This is a genomic window from Vibrio sp. FF145 (genome assembly GCF_041439075.1).
Classification (GTDB): Bacteria; Pseudomonadota; Gammaproteobacteria; order Enterobacterales; family Vibrionaceae; genus Vibrio; species Vibrio tasmaniensis_A.
The window spans coordinates 1-21,487 of record NZ_JBGONH010000061.1 but is presented as its reverse complement, the minus strand read 5'-3'; the positions used below and the strand labels follow the sequence as shown (position 1 = coordinate 21,487).

Annotated in this window: 21 protein-coding genes and 1 pseudogene; 16 read left to right on the top strand and 6 right to left on the bottom strand. The window is 43.7% G+C overall.

Annotated elements, in window-relative coordinates; genetic code table 11:
* Nucleotides 1–2 precede the first annotated feature (2 nt).
* The 5 genes from ACED42_RS18880 (at nucleotide 3) to ACED42_RS18860 (ending at nucleotide 4,309) form a co-directional block, all read left to right on the top strand.
* Entirely contained in the window at nucleotides 3–980 is a 978-nt protein-coding gene (locus ACED42_RS18880) for a Fe(3+) dicitrate ABC transporter substrate-binding protein (protein WP_371703748.1), read from the top strand.
* Complete coding sequence (locus ACED42_RS18875) at nucleotides 977–2,032, top strand: iron ABC transporter permease (protein ID WP_135385776.1); 1,056 nt, start codon at nucleotides 977–979, stop codon at nucleotides 2,030–2,032. The genes ACED42_RS18880 and ACED42_RS18875 overlap by 4 nt, the downstream gene beginning before the upstream one ends.
* Entirely contained in the window at nucleotides 2,032–3,003 is a 972-nt protein-coding gene (locus tag ACED42_RS18870; protein ID WP_009844804.1) for an iron chelate uptake ABC transporter family permease subunit, read from the top strand. Before ACED42_RS18875 ends, ACED42_RS18870 begins: the two co-directional genes overlap by 1 nt.
* 2 nt (nucleotides 3,004–3,005) lie before the next feature.
* Nucleotides 3,006–3,770, top strand: coding sequence for a Fe(3+) dicitrate ABC transporter ATP-binding protein FecE (gene fecE / locus ACED42_RS18865; RefSeq protein WP_020477206.1), 765 nt, complete (start codon nucleotides 3,006–3,008; stop codon nucleotides 3,768–3,770).
* A 152-nt stretch (nucleotides 3,771–3,922) separates the two neighbouring features.
* Complete coding sequence (locus ACED42_RS18860) at nucleotides 3,923–4,309, top strand: hypothetical protein (RefSeq protein ID WP_009844806.1); 387 nt, start codon at nucleotides 3,923–3,925, stop codon at nucleotides 4,307–4,309.
* A gap of 119 nt (nucleotides 4,310–4,428) precedes the next feature.
* On the opposite strand, the gene ACED42_RS18855 is transcribed toward ACED42_RS18860, so the two are convergent.
* Nucleotides 4,429–5,361 (bottom strand): LysR family transcriptional regulator, encoded by a 933-nt coding sequence (locus ACED42_RS18855; protein WP_371703746.1) that lies wholly within the window; start codon nucleotides 5,359–5,361, stop codon nucleotides 4,429–4,431.
* Between the two features lie 206 nt (nucleotides 5,362–5,567).
* On the opposite strand from ACED42_RS18855, the gene ACED42_RS18850 reads away from it, so the two are divergent.
* Nucleotides 5,568–6,593, top strand: a complete 1,026-nt coding sequence (locus ACED42_RS18850) for a zinc-binding alcohol dehydrogenase family protein (RefSeq protein WP_371703744.1) — start codon at nucleotides 5,568–5,570, stop codon at nucleotides 6,591–6,593.
* Nucleotides 6,594–6,751: 158 nt separating this feature from the next.
* Here the strand turns inward: ACED42_RS18850 and ACED42_RS18845 are convergent, their stop codons facing one another.
* Entirely contained in the window at nucleotides 6,752–7,360 is a 609-nt protein-coding gene (locus ACED42_RS18845) for a CIA30 family protein (RefSeq protein WP_371703742.1), read from the bottom strand.
* Nucleotides 7,361–7,402: 42 nt separating this feature from the next.
* Nucleotides 7,403–7,669, bottom strand: a complete 267-nt coding sequence (locus ACED42_RS18840) for a DUF3081 domain-containing protein (RefSeq protein WP_371703740.1) — start codon at nucleotides 7,667–7,669, stop codon at nucleotides 7,403–7,405.
* A 380-nt stretch (nucleotides 7,670–8,049) separates the two neighbouring features.
* Here ACED42_RS18840 and ACED42_RS18835 point away from each other — a divergent pair, with 380 nt between their 5' ends.
* Complete coding sequence (locus tag ACED42_RS18835) at nucleotides 8,050–8,466, top strand: VOC family protein (protein WP_371703738.1); 417 nt, start codon at nucleotides 8,050–8,052, stop codon at nucleotides 8,464–8,466.
* A 229-nt stretch (nucleotides 8,467–8,695) separates the two neighbouring features.
* On the opposite strand, the gene ACED42_RS18830 is transcribed toward ACED42_RS18835, so the two are convergent.
* Entirely contained in the window at nucleotides 8,696–9,595 is a 900-nt protein-coding gene (locus ACED42_RS18830) for a DMT family transporter (protein ID WP_017103817.1), read from the bottom strand.
* A 42-nt stretch (nucleotides 9,596–9,637) separates the two neighbouring features.
* On the bottom strand, nucleotides 9,638–10,612 hold the full coding sequence (locus ACED42_RS18825; RefSeq protein ID WP_371703736.1) for a LysR family transcriptional regulator: 975 nt from the start codon (nucleotides 10,610–10,612) through the stop codon (nucleotides 9,638–9,640).
* Between the two features lie 100 nt (nucleotides 10,613–10,712).
* Between ACED42_RS18825 and ACED42_RS18820 the strand changes: the two genes are divergently transcribed.
* From ACED42_RS18820 to ACED42_RS18780, 9 genes are all read left to right on the top strand, one after another.
* The gene (locus tag ACED42_RS18820; protein ID WP_371703734.1) at nucleotides 10,713–12,065 is read left to right on the top strand and encodes an MATE family efflux transporter; all 1,353 of its coding nucleotides are present in this window, start codon (nucleotides 10,713–10,715) and stop codon (nucleotides 12,063–12,065) included.
* A 235-nt stretch (nucleotides 12,066–12,300) separates the two neighbouring features.
* Nucleotides 12,301–12,546, top strand: a complete 246-nt coding sequence (locus ACED42_RS18815; RefSeq protein WP_009844815.1) for a hypothetical protein — start codon at nucleotides 12,301–12,303, stop codon at nucleotides 12,544–12,546.
* A 381-nt stretch (nucleotides 12,547–12,927) separates the two neighbouring features.
* The gene (locus tag ACED42_RS18810; RefSeq protein ID WP_012600962.1) at nucleotides 12,928–13,932 is read left to right on the top strand and encodes a response regulator; all 1,005 of its coding nucleotides are present in this window, start codon (nucleotides 12,928–12,930) and stop codon (nucleotides 13,930–13,932) included.
* A gap of 1 nt (nucleotide 13,933) precedes the next feature.
* Complete coding sequence (locus ACED42_RS18805) at nucleotides 13,934–14,371, top strand: PAS domain-containing protein (RefSeq protein WP_009844817.1); 438 nt, start codon at nucleotides 13,934–13,936, stop codon at nucleotides 14,369–14,371.
* Between the two features lie 857 nt (nucleotides 14,372–15,228).
* On the top strand, nucleotides 15,229–16,272 hold the full coding sequence (locus tag ACED42_RS18800) for a GMP reductase (protein WP_009844818.1): 1,044 nt from the start codon (nucleotides 15,229–15,231) through the stop codon (nucleotides 16,270–16,272).
* A gap of 146 nt (nucleotides 16,273–16,418) precedes the next feature.
* On the top strand, nucleotides 16,419–17,108 hold the full coding sequence (locus ACED42_RS18795) for a TnsA endonuclease N-terminal domain-containing protein (protein ID WP_102582514.1): 690 nt from the start codon (nucleotides 16,419–16,421) through the stop codon (nucleotides 17,106–17,108).
* Nucleotides 17,101–18,912 carry a Mu transposase C-terminal domain-containing protein gene (locus ACED42_RS18790; RefSeq protein WP_371703733.1) on the top strand — a complete coding sequence of 604 codons (1,812 nt, stop codon included), beginning with the start codon at nucleotides 17,101–17,103 and terminating at the stop codon, nucleotides 18,910–18,912. The genes ACED42_RS18795 and ACED42_RS18790 overlap by 8 nt, the downstream gene beginning before the upstream one ends.
* 11 nt (nucleotides 18,913–18,923) lie before the next feature.
* The gene (locus ACED42_RS18785) at nucleotides 18,924–19,916 is read left to right on the top strand and encodes a TniB family NTP-binding protein (protein WP_102582512.1); all 993 of its coding nucleotides are present in this window, start codon (nucleotides 18,924–18,926) and stop codon (nucleotides 19,914–19,916) included.
* 145 nt (nucleotides 19,917–20,061) lie between these two features.
* A complete protein-coding gene (locus tag ACED42_RS18780; protein ID WP_102582511.1) occupies nucleotides 20,062–20,763 on the top strand; it encodes a hypothetical protein in 702 nt (233 codons plus the stop codon).
* A 522-nt stretch (nucleotides 20,764–21,285) separates the two neighbouring features.
* On the opposite strand, the pseudogene ACED42_RS18775 reads toward ACED42_RS18780, so the two are convergent.
* Nucleotides 21,286–21,439, bottom strand: a pseudogene (locus ACED42_RS18775) (diguanylate cyclase); the annotation flags it as partial.
* Nucleotides 21,440–21,487: the final 48 nt, after the last annotated feature.

Sequence of the window (21,487 nt, the reverse complement as noted above, 5' to 3'; positions counted from 1 at the left end):
ATATGGAAAACAGTTCTCGACTTTTATTTTCGAATCAATGGCTGCTGCCGAACGGACTGCTGTCATTCAAAAGGCATTTTTTATTCAGCAGGATAGCGATAACCTTAGCTTTGTTGGCTTTAAGCTTGTTCTCATTCTCCAGTTCAGCAAAAACGAGGATCATTCAAGATGAGCAAGGTCAGTTTGAGATAGCGACTACCCCGCAACGCGTTGTGGTGTTGGAGTTCTCATTTGTCGATGCGTTAGCTGCGGTAGGCGTGTCTCCGGTTGGTGTTGCCGATGACAATGATACTTCGCGAGTGATTCCGGCGGTGCGTGAATTAGTGCAACCATGGGAATCGGTTGGGATGCGTTCGCAGCCTAGTCTAGAAGCTATTGCGGTATTAAAGCCCGACCTGATCATTGCCGATGCAGAGCGTCATCGTACGGTTTATCAAGATCTACAGCGAATCGCACCAACTCTGCTGCTCAAAAGCCGTGGAGAGACTTATCAAGAGAACTTGGAATCTGCGCTTAAGGTCGGTATCGCCCTCGACAAGCAATCGGCAATGGAACAAAGAATTCACCAACATCAACAAGCCATGGTGGAATTTAAAAGTCATTTCTCGGTTAAACAAACTGTCCAATTTGCTGTTGTGTCGGAAAAAGGAATGTGGCTACATAGCCCTGCTTCGTATGCAGGAGGTGTACTCACCACATTAGGTATTGCTAGCCCAATAGTGGATCCGACAGACAAGGCGTACTTACCAACCAGCTTTGAGTTGTTGTTGAAAACGAATCCAGATTGGTTGCTCCTTGGTGCTTACTCAGATCCAAATATCGTTGATGATTGGCAGAAAAACCCACTGTTTAATGTCTTAACATCCGCGAAGAATCAACAAGTGGTAGAAGTGTCACCAGCACTATGGTCATTGAATCGAGGCATGTTGGCCGCGGAACAAATGGCGAAAAATCTAGAGCAGATCTTGGATCGTTCATGAGTTCGATGTTGCTCTCTAGAGGTAAGCGACGTTCGCTTATAGTGTCGTGGCTTACGGTATTGGTGTCGTGGCGAGTCACGTTATTTACGGCTTTAGTGTCGTGTTTGGCGATGTCTGGTTACGTGGCCTCTATGCTAGGTTGGTCGAATTTCTCCCTAATATTGAGTGACTTAGTTCACTATTGGTTTGCGTTTGATGAGAGCAATATGACTCATCAAATATTGGCGACACTTAGAGCTCCAAGGGCTCACGCTGGGTTATTGATTGGTGCAAGCTTAGCCGTCGCCGGACTGTTGATGCAGGGATTAACACGTAACCCACTTGCGTCGCCATCAATTTTAGGTATTAACGCTGGCGCAGCCTGTTTTATGGCTTTAGCGGCGATAGGCATACCTGTGGTGAGTGATTTAAACCCGATCCTTAATGCTGTTCTTGGTGCATTGCTAGGCGGTGGTGCTGTGATGCTCCTCGGTGGCTTCTTCTCCGAACGTTCTCATCCGTTACGTTTGGTTTTAGCGGGTATCGCCATTACTGCTTTATTGATTGGGTTAACTCGAGCAGCGTTGATTCTAGCTGATGATATGGCTTATAGCGTGCTGCATTGGCTTACCGGTTCATTGTCTAGCGTGGATGAGGGACAGTGGCAACAGCTTTGGCCGCCAGCAGTGATTGGTTTGGTGTTGGCTGTTAGCCTTGCTCGTAACCTCAACTTATTGGCGCTTGGTGAAGAAGTGGCTGTGGGGTTGGGCAGTAATATCCGGCTTACTCGCCTCATGAGTGGATTGGCTATCGTGTTGCTTGCGGGTGCCAGTGTCGCTATCGCTGGTCCCATTGGCTTTGTAGGATTGTTGGTTCCTCATTTGGTTCGGCCCATGGTTGGGCACAATTACCATCTACTGATTCCTATCTCCGCAATGGCAGGTGCAGCATTAGTGTCTTGGTCAGATGCGTTGTCACGATCGATTGCTTTCCCGACTGAAACGCCCGTTGGTGTTATTACAGCCCTACTTGGGACACCTTGTTTTATTTTGATTGCGACGAGGAGATCTTAATGCACCATCACACTAAGATAGTTTTGTTATCAGGGGTTCTCATATTAGTGGCATCTGCGGGCTTGTTTGTCGGTGCAGCGTCACTTTCTATTCCTCAAGTCATCGAACATTTGGTCGCCTTTTCCAGTGACGACTTTGTTATCCATCAGTATCGACTACCACGTATGTTACTCGCGATAAGCGTGGGCGCAGGGTTGGGGCTATCTGGCGTATTAGTGCAAGGCGTGATACGTAACCCGTTAGCATCGCCTGATCTTATGGGCATTAGCGCCGGGGCAGGGCTTGCTGCGACTGCGAGTTTAGTGTGGTTCCCTAATGCGGCAGTTAGCGTACTGCCTGTGGTGGCGATGTTCGGTGGGGTATTGGCTGCTGGGTTGATTGCGCTATTGGCATGGTGGTCAAGGCCAACACCCGCCAAGTTGGCCTTGATTGGTATTGCAGTGAGTGCGTTTCTGGCGAGTTGTATCGACTTCTTGCTTGTCACTAACCCCATCGAGATCAACACTGCGATGGTATGGCTAACTGGCAGCCTTTGGGGGCGAAATTGGCAGCAAGTTCCCTTTATTTGGGGAGCATTGCTCTTGTTGTTGCCAATGGCATTTTGGCTTGCTTGGCGATTGGATGTGATGGGGCTTGGTGAGGAAAGTGCCACCACATTGGGTACTAAGCCAAAACAGATACAAGCTCTTGCGCTATTGGCCGCTGTGTTGCTTGCCAGCGTCAGCGTTTCAGTGGCTGGAACGATCAGTTTTGTGGGTTTATTAGCACCTCACTTAGCGCGCTTGTTGTTTGGGCATAATCATAAGTTGTTAATCCCGGCGTCTGCTCTGGTGGGCGCGATTTTGGTTACTTGTGCCGACGGCTTGGCAAGAGGTCTACAACCACCGATTGAATTGCCTGCAGGGGTACTTACTTCTGTCATTGGCGCGCCTTATTTCATCTTTCTTCTCTATCGCTATCGAGGTTGGTAACCATGCTAAAAACGCAGAATCTTTCCGTCGCGTACGGCAAACAAACGATCATACCGAACCTTTCGGTGTCCATCCCAAAGGGAAAAATCACAGCCTTAATTGGACCCAATGGATGTGGTAAATCTACCTTGTTAAAGACGTTAGTCAGGATCAATAAGCCGGTGACAGGAGAAGTGTTATTTGAAGACAAACCGTTGTCGAGCTATGGCGATAAAGTGCTCGCGCGTTCGTTGTCGCTTCTGCCGCAAATATTGGTCAGCCCTGAAGGCATTTCGGTCAGAAAACTGGTTGAATATGGCCGTTCTCCTTATGTGTCCCATTGGGGAAGGTTAGGGCAAGAAGACCAAGCGATTGTCGAACAAGCAATGCGTGATACCGGCGTACTTGAGTTTGCTGATAAACCGATTGAGTCACTGTCGGGTGGGCAGCGTCAAAGAGCATGGATAGCGATGATAATAGCGCAAGACACAGATGTCGTGATGTTGGATGAACCGACCACTTATCTTGATATGTCTCACCAAGTTGAATTAATGAACTTGATGCAGCAGATGAATGACAAGGGAAAAACGGTGGTGGTTGTGCTCCATGATCTGAACCAAGCGAGCCGTTACTGCGATCATTTGATCGTTTTAGAAAGAGGTGGTTTAGTGGCTGAAGGCACCCCCGATGAGGTGATGACCGAGACATTGCTGAATGATGTTTTTGATCTCAAAGCGAGCGTATTTCGTGACCCTATATCCAATACGCCGATGTGTGTGGCGATTTAAGCAAATAGCCGATGATTAAAGTTGTCAGTATGGCTTGCTGTGCATCCGGTTAAAATAATCAGAGCGAATCAATTTTTGGTGTTGATTGAGATAGTATTTTGCTATAAAACGCGCATAATCTCGCTATACAACACTTAAAGAAGAAATTACCTATGACGACCTTTCAATACTACTTTCACCAACTGCCTTGCTTCGACTGTAAAAAAACGACAGTAAGTACTGATCTTGGTTGGTTAACGCCTGCGATGAAAGATACTGCTCTAGAGCAAGTGACAAAGACACTTGCGGAAGGTGAAGTTACGCCTGATCTTTCAGCAAATGTGGTTTGTACCAAAGACGAAGCTCGCGAGTATCTATTACTGAATTTCTTCGGTTATTCAGAAGAAGAGTTAGCGAGCGGAATTGAAGCTGATGATGAGCAAGAAGTCGCGGATGAAATTGCAGAACTTCTAGAAGAAGGCCAAGATACAATCACCTTCGAACATGAAATTGCTCTTCAGTGCTGTGCTGATTGCGATGTTGAAGAAGAGTCAAACTAAGCACTCGCATTTAAGTATTAGTATTAATGTAGATACATCCATTAATACGGTGTGATGTTCAAATGAAGAAAGGCGTTAGCGGATTGAAGTCCGCTAGCGCCTTTTTTATCTCTAGATCGCTAAGACTTTTGAGTATCTATAATGCTTTGTTTGCTCAGTTGAGAAAGGATCTCTGCGGTTTTCTCGCGGAATAAATCTCTTAATAAGCGAACCGTTGGTGTGATGGATTGACGACTAGGGCAGACTAACCACAACTCGGTTGGTGTTGGTTTAAATTCAGGCATAACTTTAACCACTTCGCCCGAAAGCAAATGCTTCGACATATCTAAACAAGACTTTATCGCCACGCCTTTACCGGCAACACACCAACGTCTAACAAGGTCAGCATCGTTCGATGCACGATTCCCTTTCAGCTTCACTTTGTGATCCTGCTTACCATCGTTAAACACCCATTCGTCTTGCAACATATCATGCAGCTGATAAAGCAAACCATTATGTTGAGCTAAGTCACTCGGGTGTTTTGGTGTTCCCATTTCAGCCAAATATTCAGGAGCCGCACACAATATTCTCGGCACATCGCAGATCTTGAAACCATACATGTTGGCGTCAGTAGGGGAGCCATAGCGAAGCGCCATATCAACGGAGTCACGGTAAAAATCGATATTACTGTCGCTAATGCTGGTGCGAAGTGTCGCCTTGGGGTATTCAAGCAGAAATTCATCTAACCAAGGTGTGATGAGGTTGCGGCCTAGATCCGATGAAAGCGCAATGCGGATTTCTCCATCGAGAATACCAAGCTCTTCGCGCATGCTGAGCTTGGCTTGCTCTAATATTTTCAAGGCCTGTTCACACTCAGGTAAATAGCGTTCGCCTGCTGAAGAGAGCCTTAAATGGCGAGTAGTTCTTACAAACAGTTCAGCGCCTAGTGCGGCTTCAACTCGTTTGACGGCAGCACTCGCGGTTGCAGTACGCATGTCTAGGGTGGTGGCTGCTGCGGTGATGCTGCGAAACTCCGCCACTTTTAAAATGACCTGTAAGTCTTCAAGAAGCATCTTATCTACCTGTGTTTGATAATGTTCTAAACATTGTATTGAAATCTTTGCTAATCACAAAGCGGGTTAACCCTTATTTACCTCTTCTAAGCTAACTTTATACGCTTAATTATCAAAATATATTTGAAAATCATTCAAATGTTAGACGGTTTATCTAGAGTGAGAATTGACTAAGATTAACTCGTCTAATTCAAGGAGAAAGCACAATGTCAGTACCATCAAAAATGAAAGCTATTGGATTTACTCAGTCATTTTCGATTACAGAGCAAGACAGTTTATTTGAGTTTGAAACGAGTCTGCCAGAACTAAAAAATAATGACTTGCTGGTAAAAGTGAGCGCGACTTCTATCAACCCTGCTGACGCAAAAATTCGTATTCGTAGTGCTAAGGATAAAACACTCGAACAACCTAAAGTGCTGGGCTATGACGCAGTCGGTGAAGTTGTCGGTAAAGGTACAGACGTTGAAGGTTTTGAATTAGGTGACCGTGTTTACTACGCTGGTGACGTCACTCGCATGGGGGCTAACGCGGAATACCAAGCCGTTGATTACCGTATTGCGGCGAAAGCACCAAAGAGCCTTTCTGATGAAGCTGCTGCTGTGATGCCGCTAGCGACACTCACTGCGTGGGAAGCGTTGTTCGATCGCCTACGTGTTCGTCCTGAAGAGCAAAAGTCGATTCTGATTATTGGTGGCGCTGGTGGCGTAGGTTCAATCACTATTCAATTGGCGAGTCAACTGACTAACCTGACTGTCATTGCGACGGCTTCAAGACCTGAAACCGAGCAGTGGGTAAGGGATATGGGTGCAGACCATGTGGTGAATCACCGTAACTTGGTTGAGTCTGTGCGCGAGCAAGGCATCCAGCATGTCGATTACATTTTTAATGTTGCGGATACCAAAGGGCACTGGGAATCGATGGTGGAGCTGATTGCACCACAAGGCATGATCAGTTCGATTGTGGAATTCGATGGTGGAATTGATTTGTCGGCGCTTCAAGGTAAGTCTGTCGGTTTTGTGTGGGAGCTGATGTTTACACGTTCATTGTTCAACACAGACGATATCCAGAAGCAACAAGACATCTTATTCCAAGCTGCGAACTTGATTGATGCAGGCCGCATTAAATCGACGCTTACCACCACATTGAATGGCTTTAGTGTTGAGACTCTGAAAGATGCGCACCAACGTATTGAAAGCAGTACGTCGATTGGAAAAACAGCCATTAAATATTAAATATTAATAGTTAATGATTTAGATCTTTGACGGTTTGAAACATTGATCTTTTGAACGCTTGAATAGAAAGCCCCTGATATCTATCGCGAATCGGTAAGATATCAGGGGCTTTTGTTCGTCTGTGGTTTATTCAGGCTTTACCTTATTCCAACAAAGCGTTACTCCGTTTCTTGCGAGGTTTTGAATTGAATCTGAAGTAAGTTTAGCTCGAAGGGCAGAGGCTGTTTGTCCGCAATCAAAAAGCCGATCTGTTTAATGTCTTGAGCTTTAAGCGCCGGAGCTCCGTTGAGTAACCGACCTCTAAACACCGCTTGAAAGTCCTTTAGTCGGAAGGCTTTCTTGAGTTGTTCACCTTTAATTGTCTCAAAGTTGTGCTTGTAGTTGGTCCTGTTTCCATCTATCCACGTTGTGAACCTTAATTGGTAAGTACGACCATCACCCACAAACGTCAAATCTAATCTGTCCGTTTCAGAGCTTAGTGTTTTAACAGAGCGATTGATTGAACTGAAGCCACCATTGTTCTCTAACGATAGTTCGCCCTTAAATTGACTCGTCTCGCCATCATGAATAAGACCGCCTGTTGAGATGCCGCCCATCACATTGTCGTTGGTCGCTGTCCAATTCTTCTGTTCGTTCGCTTGTGTAAAATCAATCATATCTATTCCTGCTACAGATACTTGAGACCATAAAAAAGAAAAGCTGAGTATTAGCCACAAAGAAGCGATTCGTTTGCGCAGTAAGTGCGTTTTAAAGTCAGTTTCGTGCATGATTTTATCTATTAGTTGCTAGGGCGTGTTGACCTTTCGTACTTACGGAGAAGGCTCTGTAGCAAGCATAGCCAGACAATGGTTGATGAAGTCTTCATAGTTCGACGCTTTGTCGTATTCGATTTTTAATGAACCATGGAACATCAGGGTTACCGTAACGTCTCTGTAGCTTAGCCAACAGGTGTAACCGTCGTAATCATGCCAAGCAAATATCTCACCTATTTGATATTTATTGTCCAACTGTTCGCCCGTTGAACGAAGGTAATCGAACACTCTGAGAAATTCTTTGATGGTAATTCTGCTGTCCATGTATCACTCCCGCTACGCAGTCGACTAAAAAATGCTAAGTGCTTGTATTTCAATTAACTACGGTTTGGTTCTGCATTGCGATCACTGAGGGGAGGCCTGTATACAGCATCCATTTCATCGGCTCACTTTGTGGAAGGTGTGGTTTGGATAGAACACCTCCCATAAAGTCACTGGTATTAAGTACAAAGAACATAATACGAGGCAAGAGAGTTACATTGGATTAGGTCGTCTAAACTTACAGTTTGTATGTAGTCAAAGCAGAACAACTTGGACTCTAAAGACGTTCTCGAAAATAAACGTAAATTAGTTCTTTACCTCAACTTAACTTGAGGTATTAGGATATGCAACGTCGCTTAAGAGAATACTTTAAGGAGAGAAGAATGATCCAACTTGAACATGTAAATTTAGTGGTTAAAGATATCCCAGAGATGCTGACTTTCTATAAAGCAGCTTTCCCTCACTGGTATGTGCGTGATGAAGGGCAAGGCGAATGGTCTGGCAAGCCACGTAACTGGCTACATTTTGGTGATGAATACCAATACATCGCATTGAGCGATCACGGCGAAGGAGAAAACAGATATTTGGCTGGGCATTCTGTCGGTCTCGCGCATTTTGCTTATGTAACCAACAATATCGAGAGCGTGATTGAGCGCCTTATTGATGTGGGTTTCCCTATTGCCAAACCTGGAGCTGAAGAACCTTATCGCAAAAACGTTTACTTTGTCGATCCGGCGGGCTTTGAAATCGAATTTGTAGAGTACTTGAGTGATGATCCCAAGCTGCGCAATGCCACGTAGTAGAACTCGTAATCGAGTTGGTGTACTAGAGCAAGATTGTTCGAAATAAAACGTCCAAGAAAGGGTGCTAGGAAGACTTACAAAAAGGGCATTGTGGAATATTCCGCAATGCCCTTTTTATATCTATTAGCTGATTGGCTAACTGATCTTTACTCTGTTAGTCGCTTAGTCGCTTAGTCGCTTAGTCGCTTAGTCGCTTAGTCGCTTAGTCGCTTAGTTGGTTACTTAGCTACTTAGCCTTGAATGGCACTAACAACTGTTTGCCAAACACGTTAATGAGTGCGCCCGTGACAATTAGACCACCACCTAGGTAAGTCCAAACTGATGGAATCTCATTGAAGATCCACACGCCTAACAGCGCTGAGAATACGATTTGAACGTATGAGTAAGCCGAAGCTTTACCGGCAGCTTGAGTTTGCATCGCTTTGGTTAAACCGTATTGACCGATCTGAGTGAAAATCCCGACCAGAACCAACATAACGGTTAAGAATAAGCTCGGCCATACAAAGTCGTTCCAGATCAGGGCTGTTGAGATTGGAAGAGCAACCAGCGGGAAATAGAAGATGATCACTGAGCTATCTTCAGTTTGGCTAAGCTTTCTCACAATTACATAAGCAATTGAGCTACCAAACGCGCCCAATAACGCCACCATAATGCTGAACATGGGTAACTCGCTGTTTACGCCGCTGTTCATGCTTGGTTGTACCATCACCAGCAATCCCGCGAGGCAGAATGCAATGCAGATCATGGTCGACTTTTGCACGCGCTCTTTTAAGAACAACACGCCAAGCAACGCGGTAAACACGGGATGTACGTATTGTAGAATGGTCGCTTCTGCTAGTGGCAAGGTGGTGACGGCGTAGTAAACACACATTAACGCCGCAGTACCGACAGCACCACGCACAAACAAGAGTGGTTTGTTATTACCCCAGATCGAAATGCCTTTTCGTTTCACATCGATGTAGCTGATGATCAAAGAGACCAAAGCCCTTGCTGCAACAATTTCAAATACAGGTATACCGTAGTTGCTGATGTATTTCACACAAGCAGACATCAGTGCGAATCCAAAAGCGGAGAGGATCATGAACCTAACCCCAACAGGGATCATTGAAACAGAGAAAGAAGGCATAAAAATATCAATCGGGTGAGGGAAGGGGAATCATAGCTTAATTTAAGAGAGTCGACCAAAGCCTTTGTCTTGCTCTATTACACCAAACCATTGATATTGCTGTGCGAGTGATTTCAGCAACTCGATCTCTTTGGCTGTCTCTTCCCTCAGCCATTCAATAAGGTCATTGATGATAGGCGTGTGTGTACGCTGGTGCATGAAGTAAGTCCAAGCACTGTGTTGAATCTTTGCATCCTTAGGGCAGTACAAGAAGCCCCGTTGTAGATCCTGTAAAACCAACAGTAAATCCGTCACCGTGACGCCTTCACCTGACAAGCAAGCACTGAGTGCCATATCCAAAGACAAGAAGCTGGTATTTCTAACGGGCTTTTTCGGTGGGAACTCGACATCAGCCAGCCACACTTTCCAGTCGTGATGATCTAAGGTCGGGTGGAGTCTTGGTAAGGTTAAGAGCGAATCGAGGTCAATATCTTTGTTCGTTAAACTAGTCGAACAGACCGGCGCCATAAACTCTTCACGTAAGAAGGTGATGTTAGGTGCCTTGTCATAGCGTTTTTTGAAGCGCGTGTGAAAGATCAGCAGGTCATATTCGCTGCTGTTGATCGATTCGTCTTCCTCAATCACAGGCACAATGACGATTTCATAATCTTGATAACGCTCGTTTAATTCCCGTACTTTAGAGATCAATACGCGCGTCGCGAAACTCAAAGTCGCTTTGATCACAATACGTTTCTGCTTTGGCTCGCCCCAAGAAGCAATAACCGTTTCGACATTGGCATAGCTTTCACGTAAAGCCACATACAAATCGTGACCTTGTTCTGTTAGTTCAATCGCTCGATGCTTACGAATAACCAATGATGCGTTTAACTCATCTTCAAGCTGTTTAATCTGACGGCTGATCGCACTTTGTGTCACATGCAGTTCATCGGCGGCCAACGTAAAGCTCATCAGCCTTGCAGCAGCTTCGAAGGCTTTTAAGCCATTATGGGATGATGGCAAGCTAGGATATGGGGTCATAATTCGTTCGCATGAGTTTATGGAATGTTAGAGTCGCAAATTTATCAATTGAACGCCAGCTTCATCGATCGTATTTTGGGCGAAATTACCTGAGGCGCTCATGAAAAAAATACTCACTCTTGCATTCCCTTTGATCATTTCACAGCTGATCTCTATGGCGTTAGTCCTTACTGATGTTTGGATGATGTCGCGTATCAGTGTGTCAGCCCTTGCGGCTGGTGGCTTAGGCGCCTCTATCTACTTTTTCATCTTTATTATTGCGAGCAGCACCGTGGGGTGTGTCGCGAACTTGATTGCGATCGCTTACGGTCAGCGCGTAGCTCGCCCTGAGTTTGGTAATACACAAATCAGATTGGCGGTGAAAGGCGCAACCATGTTGGCATTCGTGCTCAGCGTGACCTTAATGGCCAGCTTCTGGTTTGCTCCGTTGGTATTAGAAGCAGCCAAACAGCCACCAGAAGTGATCACTTTAGCCATGGAATATGTCCATGCTTTGAAGTGGGTGATGTTGCCTTCGCTTATCTTGTTGGTACTTCGTGGCTTAACCAGTGCGTTTGGCAATGTGCGTTCTATTCTTGTGATGTCTGTTATTACCGTAATTCTGAATGTGCCAGTGAGCTACTTCTTAACTTTCCAATTAGACATGGGTTTAACCGGTTTAGGGCTAGGTACGGCTATCGCGGCCTTTATCGTGATGCTTGGATACACGGTTTGGGTATTCAAGCGTGACGAGTTTAAGCAGTTCGCCCCTTGGTTAAACACAGAAGAGTATTCAATCAAGTTAATGAGCCCGCTTTTGATGATGGGTTTGCCTATTGGGCTCGCTGCATTACTTGAACATGGCTTGATATACGGCGGAACTCTGATGGCGGGGACGATCAGTATTGCTTCTCTCGCGCTGCACCAAATCCTGCTGCAATGCTTAAGCTTTACTTGGAACTTCAATTTCGGTTTCTCACAAGCTGCGGCGATTTTGGTTGGACGTGATTTCGGTGCGGGTAACTACGAAGGCATCAAAAGAACCTCGATTCTAAGCTTTATATTGGTGTCGGTGTTGAGCGTAGCCTTATCTGCCGTGTTCATCATCTGGCCAGAAATGATCGCGTCTATCTTCAAGTTAGACGATGGTACGGGCGCAATGACTTCGCTATTGGCCTCTGTTATTTGGGTGGTTGCGTTGTGCTTTATTGTAGACGCTTGGCAGTTATTGGCGATTAACCTGTTGAGAGGGATGAAGATTGTCTCAATGCCAACCGTAATGACAGCCATTGGTTACTGGGTATTTGGTTTGCCAGCGGCTTGGTATTTGATGTCTAAGTTTGAATTGGCAGGGATCTGGGGCGGAATCGGTGTTGGTTTAGGTGTGACAGGTATTCTGCTGCTTATCCAGCTGATGCGTGTCATTCAAAAGAACAGTAAGTCTCCGGATCTCTCGACTCATGCTTATTCGTGATCTGCTTGTGATGCTCGCCTTTACCATGAAAGCTTGAACGATAAACTTTGTACTGCTGGCCGAGAACTATCAATTACCAGTTACCAATTACCAGTTTCTAATTACCGACAATGCGCTATCAGCTAAAAGCCCTGAATTGCGTACTTCGTAATTTAGACCTTGGTCTTACAGAAACCGAGCGTAAAGGTGGCTAGAATGATTTAAGTCGCTCACCGTTTTATCAAGGAAAATACAAATGGAAGTTGGATTGTTTTGGGCTGAGAAAGGAATGCTAGTACTTGGTGCTCTGTTTGTTTTGACGAGCATGATGCAGTACGGAAGACGCAGTAGTGATTGGAAAGGCGTGATTACTATGTTTTATAAGCGTATCCCAATGAATATTGCGGAATATAAATGGTACCGTCTGGGCATCGCTTTACTGGTGTTTGCTGTGGTTATTCGTTTCGCATTACTGATTCTATGGCCTACATATCAGTTTTAGCTCCCTTGTACTCATTATGTAAAACGGATAAAAACGTCAACCTGATAAACGCGTAGTAGGCGATCAACACGTATAGGCGTTCAACATATATGGTTGTTGCGTGAATCGGCAAGTCGAGCCTTAATAGGCTACTTATTAAGGCTATTATTCTATAAATTATCGCAGTCATTTCATGAAATAGTGCAATTACTTTATAAAAAGGCTTGTTACTATCTCTGTAGCATATTGTTTTTCATAAAGAATAATCAGAGATAATCGAATATCCGCTTTTCCCATCAATCTGACTAATAATCTACATATAAATTCATTCACCCCGTACCTGATACGATAATGATCTGTTACACTCCTCGAAATTAGCTTTAATTTGTCGGTGGTGCATTTATGTCGTTCCCAGTTCTTATATGTGATGATTCTGCATTAGCAAGGAAGCAGATGGCTCGATCACTGCCTAGTTCTCTAAATGCAGATATAACTTTTGCTGTTCATGGGCTTAATGCACTTGAAGAGTTAGCTCAAAACCAGTTTAAACTGATGTTCCTCGACTTGACCATGCCAGAGCTAGATGGCTATGGCACATTGGAAGAGATGCAACGCTTAGGTGATAACACACCTGTTGTCGTTGTTTCCGGTGACATCCAGCCAAAAGCGCAGCAGAGGGTCATGGACCTCGGTGCTAAAGCGTTTTTACAAAAACCGATCGATAAAGAAGCGTTAAAAGGCATTTTACGTGAACTTGTTGAGCCGCCAACGCAGCCTCAGGTTGTTACCCCTACCGCTTTAGATCTTCCAATACTACGCAGACGCGATATCTACATGGAAGTGGCGAACGTAGCAATTGGCCGCGCCGCCGATGCACTGGCGCGCCATTTTGATGTATTTGTCCATTTACCACTACCGAACGTGAATATTTTGGAAGTGAGTGAATTGCACATGGCACTTCGCGACTTAGCAGACAACGACCAAGTGTCGGGTGTTTGCCAAGGCTTTAGCGGAGAAGGTATTGCAGGTGAAGCGTTAGTTTTGCTGAGTGATTCCAGTGTGAGCGATCTTAAAAAGCTCATGAAGGTGCCAACAGAAAGCGAACAGTTAGAAGAATTAGAGCTGTTGATGGATGTATCTAACATCCTTGTGGGTTCATTCCTGAACGGGTTAGGGGAGCAGTCAGAAGTTCGTTTCTTCCAGAGCTCTCCTGTGTTGCTTGGTCAACACATCTCAATCGATTCCGTTATTGAAAATACCGGCGGCTCATTCAAGAAAACGATGACTTTCGAAGTCAGCTATAACATAGACGGCACTTCAATCCGTTGTGACCTTCTATTCATGTTTGTTGATGAATCTTTGCCACTTCTAGATAATAAATTGGCCTACCTAATGGAGGAGTTTTAATATGTTGAATCTTCCTGCTGAATTTGAACAGTTCCACTGGATGGTGGACATGGTTCAGAACGTCGACATGGGGCTGGTGGTTATTAATCGCGATTTTGAGGTGCAAGTTTGGAATGGCTTCATGACTCACCATAGCGGTAAGCAATCACATGATGCTATCGGTAAGTCGATCTTTGAGTTATTCCCTGAAATCCCAGAAGAGTGGTTTAGGCTGAAAACCAAGCCAGTCTATGATTTAGGTTGTCGGAGCTTTATTACATGGCCACAAAGACCTTACCTGTTCAAGTGCCGCAATGTTCGCCCCGTTACTCAACAAGCTGATTTCATGTACCAGAACGTGACGCTAAACCCGATGCGTTCGCCTACTGGACAAATCACGTCATTGTTCTTGTCGATTCAAGATGCGACTGCAGAAGCGTTAAGCGCTCAAAAGAATTAGCACCTGTCTTAATTCGATACTCATAGCTTGTAAAGAACAATTCAAAACATCGAATAAAAATGGCTAAGGTTAATTACCTTAGCCATTTTTTTGCTTTCTATTCTTCAAATCTAATCTTTCCCCTAGATTTTCACGTCAATCAATCTTCTTTTTCTATGCGCTTTACTGAATATTCCAGGTTACATGAACGAAAGGGCAGCCACGAAATGTGCTTTCGGCGCGGCAATGCTACGGGTGAATAGAAGATGGATTTATAAAGTTTGAGTTTGAAAGCTTCATTTAATGGAGTGCGAGGGCTGATTTCTAAAGTCTAAGTGAGTATTGGCCTCTAGATTGAGTCGTTTTCACTCTACTTTTCCAAGTAACCGCAAAACAGAAATGTCACCAGACTGCCCAATTTGGTCAAAAACCGATAAAAATTAGAAAAAAATCGAATTTATTTAAGAAAAAAGGCATTTTTTTGTTGGATAAAAGTGTGGTTTTTATGTGATTTTGAGGCACTTTCTTCACATATTTACTTTGTGAGGGGGATATTACGTAAAAAAGGGAGGAAAACGATTGCGCAATAAACCGACAGCGTTTGCGTAATTGGTTCGCTAAGTTATTAATTAGTAAGAATTTAGTGGGGAAGTGTTACTTGGGAGCTTTTACCAGATATGGAATCTTCGAGAGGATAGCACAAAAAAAAATGAAATATCAGACTTGCTGTTACTAAATCACGACCTATAATGCTGAAAACCGGAGCGTCTGCCAACGCTCCGGTTTTTTTGTGTCCGAAGAAAAGTAAACTCGTCTGCCAACGGTTTTACTACGCATTTCGCGAGAGACACATAATTTTATGAATCAAGGAAAACACCATGCGTATCGAACAAGAACTTAAGTTAGGTTTCAAAGATGTACTCTTCCGTCCGAAGCGTTCTACCCTTAAAAGCCGTTCTCAAGTTGAATTAACCCGCGATTTTACATTCAAGCATAGCGGTCGTCAATGGTCTGGTACTCCAGTAATTGCAGCGAACATGGATTCGGTAGCAAGCTTTGAAATGGCAGCTGCTCTAGCAGAGCACGGTGTTATGACTGCAGTACACAAGCACTACACAGTAGAGCAGTGGGCTGAGTTCGCTAAAACAGCAGACAAGAAAACACTGAACAACGTATTTGTATCAACAGGTACATCTGAAGCTGAGTTCGAGAAAGTTAAGAAGATCATGGCTCTTAGCGAAGAGTTTGTATTTATCTGTATCGATATCGCTAACGGCTACTCAGAGCACCTTGTTGAGTTCGTACAGAAAGTACGTGCAGAATTCCCGACTAAAGTTATCTCTGCTGGTAACGTTGTAACGGGTGACATGGTTGAAGAGCTAATCCTAGCGGGCGCAGACATTGTTAAGGTTGGTATCGGCCCTGGTTCTGTTTGTACTACACGTGTTAAAACTGGCGTAGGTTACCCTCAACTTTCTGCAATCATCGAATGTGGCGACGCGGCACACGGCCTTGGCGGCATGATCATCGGTGACGGTGGTTGTTCATGTGCGGGTGACGTATCTAAAGCGTTCGGCGGCGGTGCTGATTTCGTAATGCTAGGCGGCATGCTAGCTGGTCACTCTGAGTCAGGCGGTGAAGTAGTAGAGCAAGACGGTAAGCAATACATGAAATTTTACGGCATGTCATCTCAGTCGGCTATGGACAAGCACTCAGGTGGTGTTGCTAAGTACCGTGCTGCGGAAGGTAAAACTGTTTTACTTCCATACCGTGGTTCAGTTCACAACACGATTTCTGACATCCTTGGTGGTGTGCGTTCAACTTGTACATACGTAGGCGCAGCAAAGCTTAAAGAGCTAACGAAGCGTACGACTTTCATCCGTGTACAAGAGCAAGAGAACAACGTATTCGGTAAAGAGTAATCTGAACGAGTTCGAATAGTGTTGAAACAACCATAAATTGATATTTGCAACCATATATTGATATTTGGTACAACCATAATTTGATATTGCCTCTTCATGGTCTAGACTTACGTAAGTTTACGACAAAATCGTGAAGAGGCAATATTATGTCTGCTCTACCTTACCCTTCTACTGCCACCTTGCTTGAACTTGAAACTGCGTTTGACACTCCTGCTCGAAACTTAACTAAATCACGTGGAAAAAACATACACCGTTATGTCAGTGCTAAGATGGGAAAAAGAGTCACGGTGGAATCCTTTTTAGAATGTGCCGCTTGTTATCATTTTGATTTCGAACCAAGTATCGTTCGCTTTTGTTCTCAGCCGATAAGATTTTCATACTACTTAAACGGTAAGAGCCATACTTACGTCCCAGACTTTCTAGTTCAATTTGATACCGGTGAATATACGCTGTATGAAGTAAAATCCGATATGGAGAATTCAAAGCCGGAATTTCAATGTGAATGGGAAACAAAAGTTCAAGCCGCGTTTGAGTTGGGTTTAGAATTAGAACTGGTTACAGAGGAAGAAATACTGGATAAGGTCATATTTAGCAACCTTAAGATTTTACATCGATATGCTTCAAGAAATAAGTTGACGCACTTCCATCAAACTCTCCTTAACACCTTAAAACACAATGGTGCCCAAACAGCAAAGAGTCTAGGGCTCCACGTTGGCTTAAACGGAAGAAAAATATTACCGTTCCTGTGTGATTTGGTTTCTCGAAACTTACTCCAAACAACTTTAGATACACCACTATCACTTGAGTCTGAGTTCGAGTTGGGTTGTTATGCCTAAGAAATCATTCTTGAGTTTTCATCGGAAGTCTGCACTTCAGAAAGAAAATCCTGATCCAGATGGCAGGGTTGTCGATACCAGCGATGTTGATGAAGAAACATATCGAGATATATCCGCATTTCCTGACAATATAGCCACTCAAATTACTTTTCGTCTAAGCATTCTTCGTTATTTAGCTAGTGAGTGCGAAAAAATTATTCCAAAGACTATCGAACCACATCGCGTTGCACTACAACGGTTACATGACCGGAACATTCCAAGTGCGATATCAATATACCGTTGGTGGTTAGGTTTCAGAGCGTCTGGTTATAACCCAGTTAGCCTAGCTCCCAGATATAAAGACAAAGGCAATAGTAAAGCCAAAGTACCAACATTCGTTGATGCCTTGATGGATCAAGCTGTAGAGAGAGTTATATCTGGTCGAAAAGTGCGTATAAGAAGTGCTTATAAACGCGTACGAAGGAAATTACGTCAGCATAACCTGAACAATGGAACGAAGTACAAGTATCCAACTTATGAATCCTTTCGAAAACGGGTTAAAAAGAAGACACCTTTCGAATTACTGGCAGCGAAGAAGGGTGAGCGGGTAGCGAAAAGAGAGTTCCGCCGGATGGGAAAAAGGATACTGACTTCCTATGTGCTTGAGAGGGTTGAAATAGATCATACAGTCGTGGATATCTTTGCTGTTCATGAGAGACACCGCGTGCCACTAGGTCGACCTTGGCTTACTCAATTGGTCGATTGTTACAGTAAAGCAGTTATTGGATTTTACTTGGGGTTTGAACCACCGAGCTACGTATCAGTGTCACTTGCTCTTAAGAATGCAATACAGCGGAAAGATGACCTTTTGAGCTCGTTCGAATCAGTTGAAAATGAATGGCTTTGTTACGGAATTCCTGACTTGCTGGTGACTGACAATGGTAAAGAATTTCTGTCAAAAGCCTTTGATTCTGCATGTGAAACACTGTTGATAACAGTACATCAAAATAAAGTAGAAACGCCAGACAATAAACCTCATGTGGAACGCAGTTACGGTACTATCAATACTTCTCTGCTAGACGATTTACCTGGGAAAGCTTTCAGCCAATACCTTAAGAGAGAAGGTTACGATTCAGTGCGTGAAGCTACTCTTACGTTAGATGAAATTAAAGAAATTTATTTGATTTGGTTAGTAGATATTTATCACAAAGGCTCTAACCAGAGAGGCACTAATTGTCCGAATATCGCTTGGCGAAATGGGTGTCAAGAATGGGAGCCTGAAGAGTTTTCTGGATCTAAAGATGAGTTGGACTTTAAATTCGCTATTGTTGATAGCAAACAACTAACCAAAGCAGGTGTAACCGTTTATAAAGGGCTGACATACAGCAGTGAACGTTTAGCTGGGTATAGGGGTAAAAAAGGGAATCATAAAGTGCAGTTCAAATATAATCCAGAGTGTATGGCAGTCATTTGGGTGTTAGATGAAGATGTGAACGAATACTTTACGGTTAATGCTATAGATTATGAATATGCTAGTAGAGTCTCTCTGTGGCAGCATAAATACAATATGAAATATCTAGCAGAATTAAATTCAGCAGAATATGACGAAGATAAGGAAATCGATGCAGAGATCAAAATTGAAGAAATTGCTGACCGTTCAATTCTTGAAACAAAGAAAATTAGATCTCGTAGGCGTGGAGCTAGGCATCAAGAAAATAGCGCAAGAGCAAAGAGCATCAGCAATACTAAGCTTGTCCCACCCCAGAAAGACGAAGAAGAAATTGTAATTGTGGATAATGAAGATTGGGATATTGATTATGTTTGAGAAATCAATAGATGAATGAAACTCGAGAGGCGCGCATCTCAAAAGCCAAAAGAGCATTTGTATCAACGCCGAGTGTTACGAAAATTTTGAGCTACATGGATAGATGTAGGGATTTGTCAGATTTTGAATCCGAGCCAACTTGTATGATGGTCTTTGGTGCATCAGGAGTAGGCAAGACGACGGTTATCAAAAAATATTTAAGTCAAAATAATCGGGACTCTAAAGTGCGAGGAGAGGTAGTTCCTGTTCTGCATATCGAGTTACCAGACAATGCGAAGCCTGTTGATGCAGCAAGAGAGTTGTTGCTTGAAATGGGCGACCCCTTAGCGCTCTATGATACTGACCTGGCGAGATTGACGCAAAAGCTGACTGACTTGATACCTGTGGTTGGTGTTAAGTTGATCATTATTGATGAATTTCAGCACTTAGTTGAAGAGAGGTCAAATCGCATTCTTACACAAGTAGGCAATTGGCTCAAAATGATACTCAATAGAACGAAGTGCCCAATTGTTCTTTTTGGTATGCCGTATTCAAAGGTTGTATTAAAAGCAAACTCGCAATTGCACGGACGATTTTCAATTCAGTTTGATCTTCGGCCGTTCAGTTACCAAGGGGGAAAGGGGATGTTTAAAATATTTCTGAGCCACCTCGATAGAGCTTTACCTTTTGGGAAAGAGGTTGGTTTAGCAAATGATGAACTACAAAAGAAATTATACGCTTTTTCTCAAGGAAATATGAGGTCATTGAGAAACCTTATTTTCCAAGCTTCTGTTGAGGCAATTGATAACAATCACGAGACTATTACAATGGAGGACTTTGTTTCGGCTGCAGAATTAACTAGTGGTGATAAATTAAGCTCATGGATAAATCCATTTGAAAAGGGCGCCAAAGTTACTGAGCAGATGTTACGCCCTCCACCAAAAGATATTGGATGGGAGGACTACCTCAGGTGCAAAAAAACAAAGTCAAACAGAAAAGGGAACAGTGGTAATATGTTTGGGTAGTACAGGGGTGTAGTCTTTACAACTATGAACACTCAGAGAACGAAAATGTGCAAAAATTGCCATTTCAGAGGGAACGTAAAGTTAGACATGTTTTTTACTTTGCCATTTACAATTGCTTGTTCTGGCTGTTTATCGCGGATACACAATGATTTACTGGATTCCTTCTGCTGTCACGCAACCTCTTCAGTTATGGGCTAAACAAGATCCTCATGTTCCTCTGCATTGCCAGGTGAGTGATTGGAATGGTGCATTTTATCCAGATTTTGAGTTATTGCTAGAGAAGCAACTAGGAATAACATGCCTATCCTTACAGCTGGATGGTTCAAATTTCGAACAGTGCATCGATGCAATCTATCGCCACGTTCTTAAAGATGAAAGAACAATTTTAGACTTCATACATACCCAAAATGAGTTTCGTCGAGAGCTTTTTTTAAGTCAACTCGAAAGCTTGGGAAAGATAGATATTGGGCTTTATGACTGTGCTGATCTACTCTCCCTGCTTGATGAAGAGTTATTGCTCTGCTTTCGCTTAAATGGAGCTGTGCCTGATGTCTTGCTGTTCTGGTTAGACTACATCTCCAAAAAAGCACAAATAAGACCGTTACTTCTCATAAATGATAGAACCAAATGCCTTGGTAGGTTAAAGGGAGCTGTGAAAGTTGCGTTACCAGATATTGCCAAGAGTGAGATTCTGTCAACTAGTCTCAACTCTGTTCAGTCTTTAACAGGGCTAATCGTTGAAAAAGCTGCTATGGAAGATTTGCTATGGATGAGTGGCTCATTGGAAGAGTTTTTACATACTGTACAACAGAAAGCTATTCGGGGTACTCTCATTCAAATGAAGTAATAAATCTATCAGTCTTTAGATGGAAATTTCACTAGATACTACTGTTGATTCACAATTAGAAAATTCGCTTTTAGCTGAGCAACACTGAAAGTAGTCAGCATTGAGTGAAATCATTAAGCTAGAAGCTGTTCAGATGTACATATTACAGAGATAAGCCATATCCAAGTTGGTCTTTCACTCCGAATTATATGCAGAATTTGGGAATTCGCCCCATGAGACCACGGGGCGACATAGCTACTGTTTGGAGTTCCATGGTCAGAGTACACCGGTATCAGGCTCTGTCTCCGCGAAGCAAACTGCATCAAAGATATTGGAAGGCTTCAATGACTCGTTGTTTAAAGCTTGTCAGTGATAGGTCCGCGATTCTAGCAGGGTTGCTTTCCGATTCTATACTACCACTCTGATCAATTCGTCTAGAGAAATTGATTGAGAGAGCATCGGTATTGCCTCCATGATCCCCAAGAGAGAGGTTTGAATTCGTTGCTATCTGCTCTAGTGCTTGGTTTGTTTTTTTCTGAGGCCTCTTTAAGTACCGACAGCTATCCGGAATATCTCGTTCAACCTCTTCTGCAAATTCGATGAGTTTTGGAGCGGCAAATGTATATAGCCATGCTTCTTGGTTCGGGCATGAAGTCATACGGAGTATACGGCCAAGGATTTGTCGAAAGTAGGTATCCGCCCCACGAACCCACGGGGCGACTTGTCAGTGTTTGAAGTTCCAAGG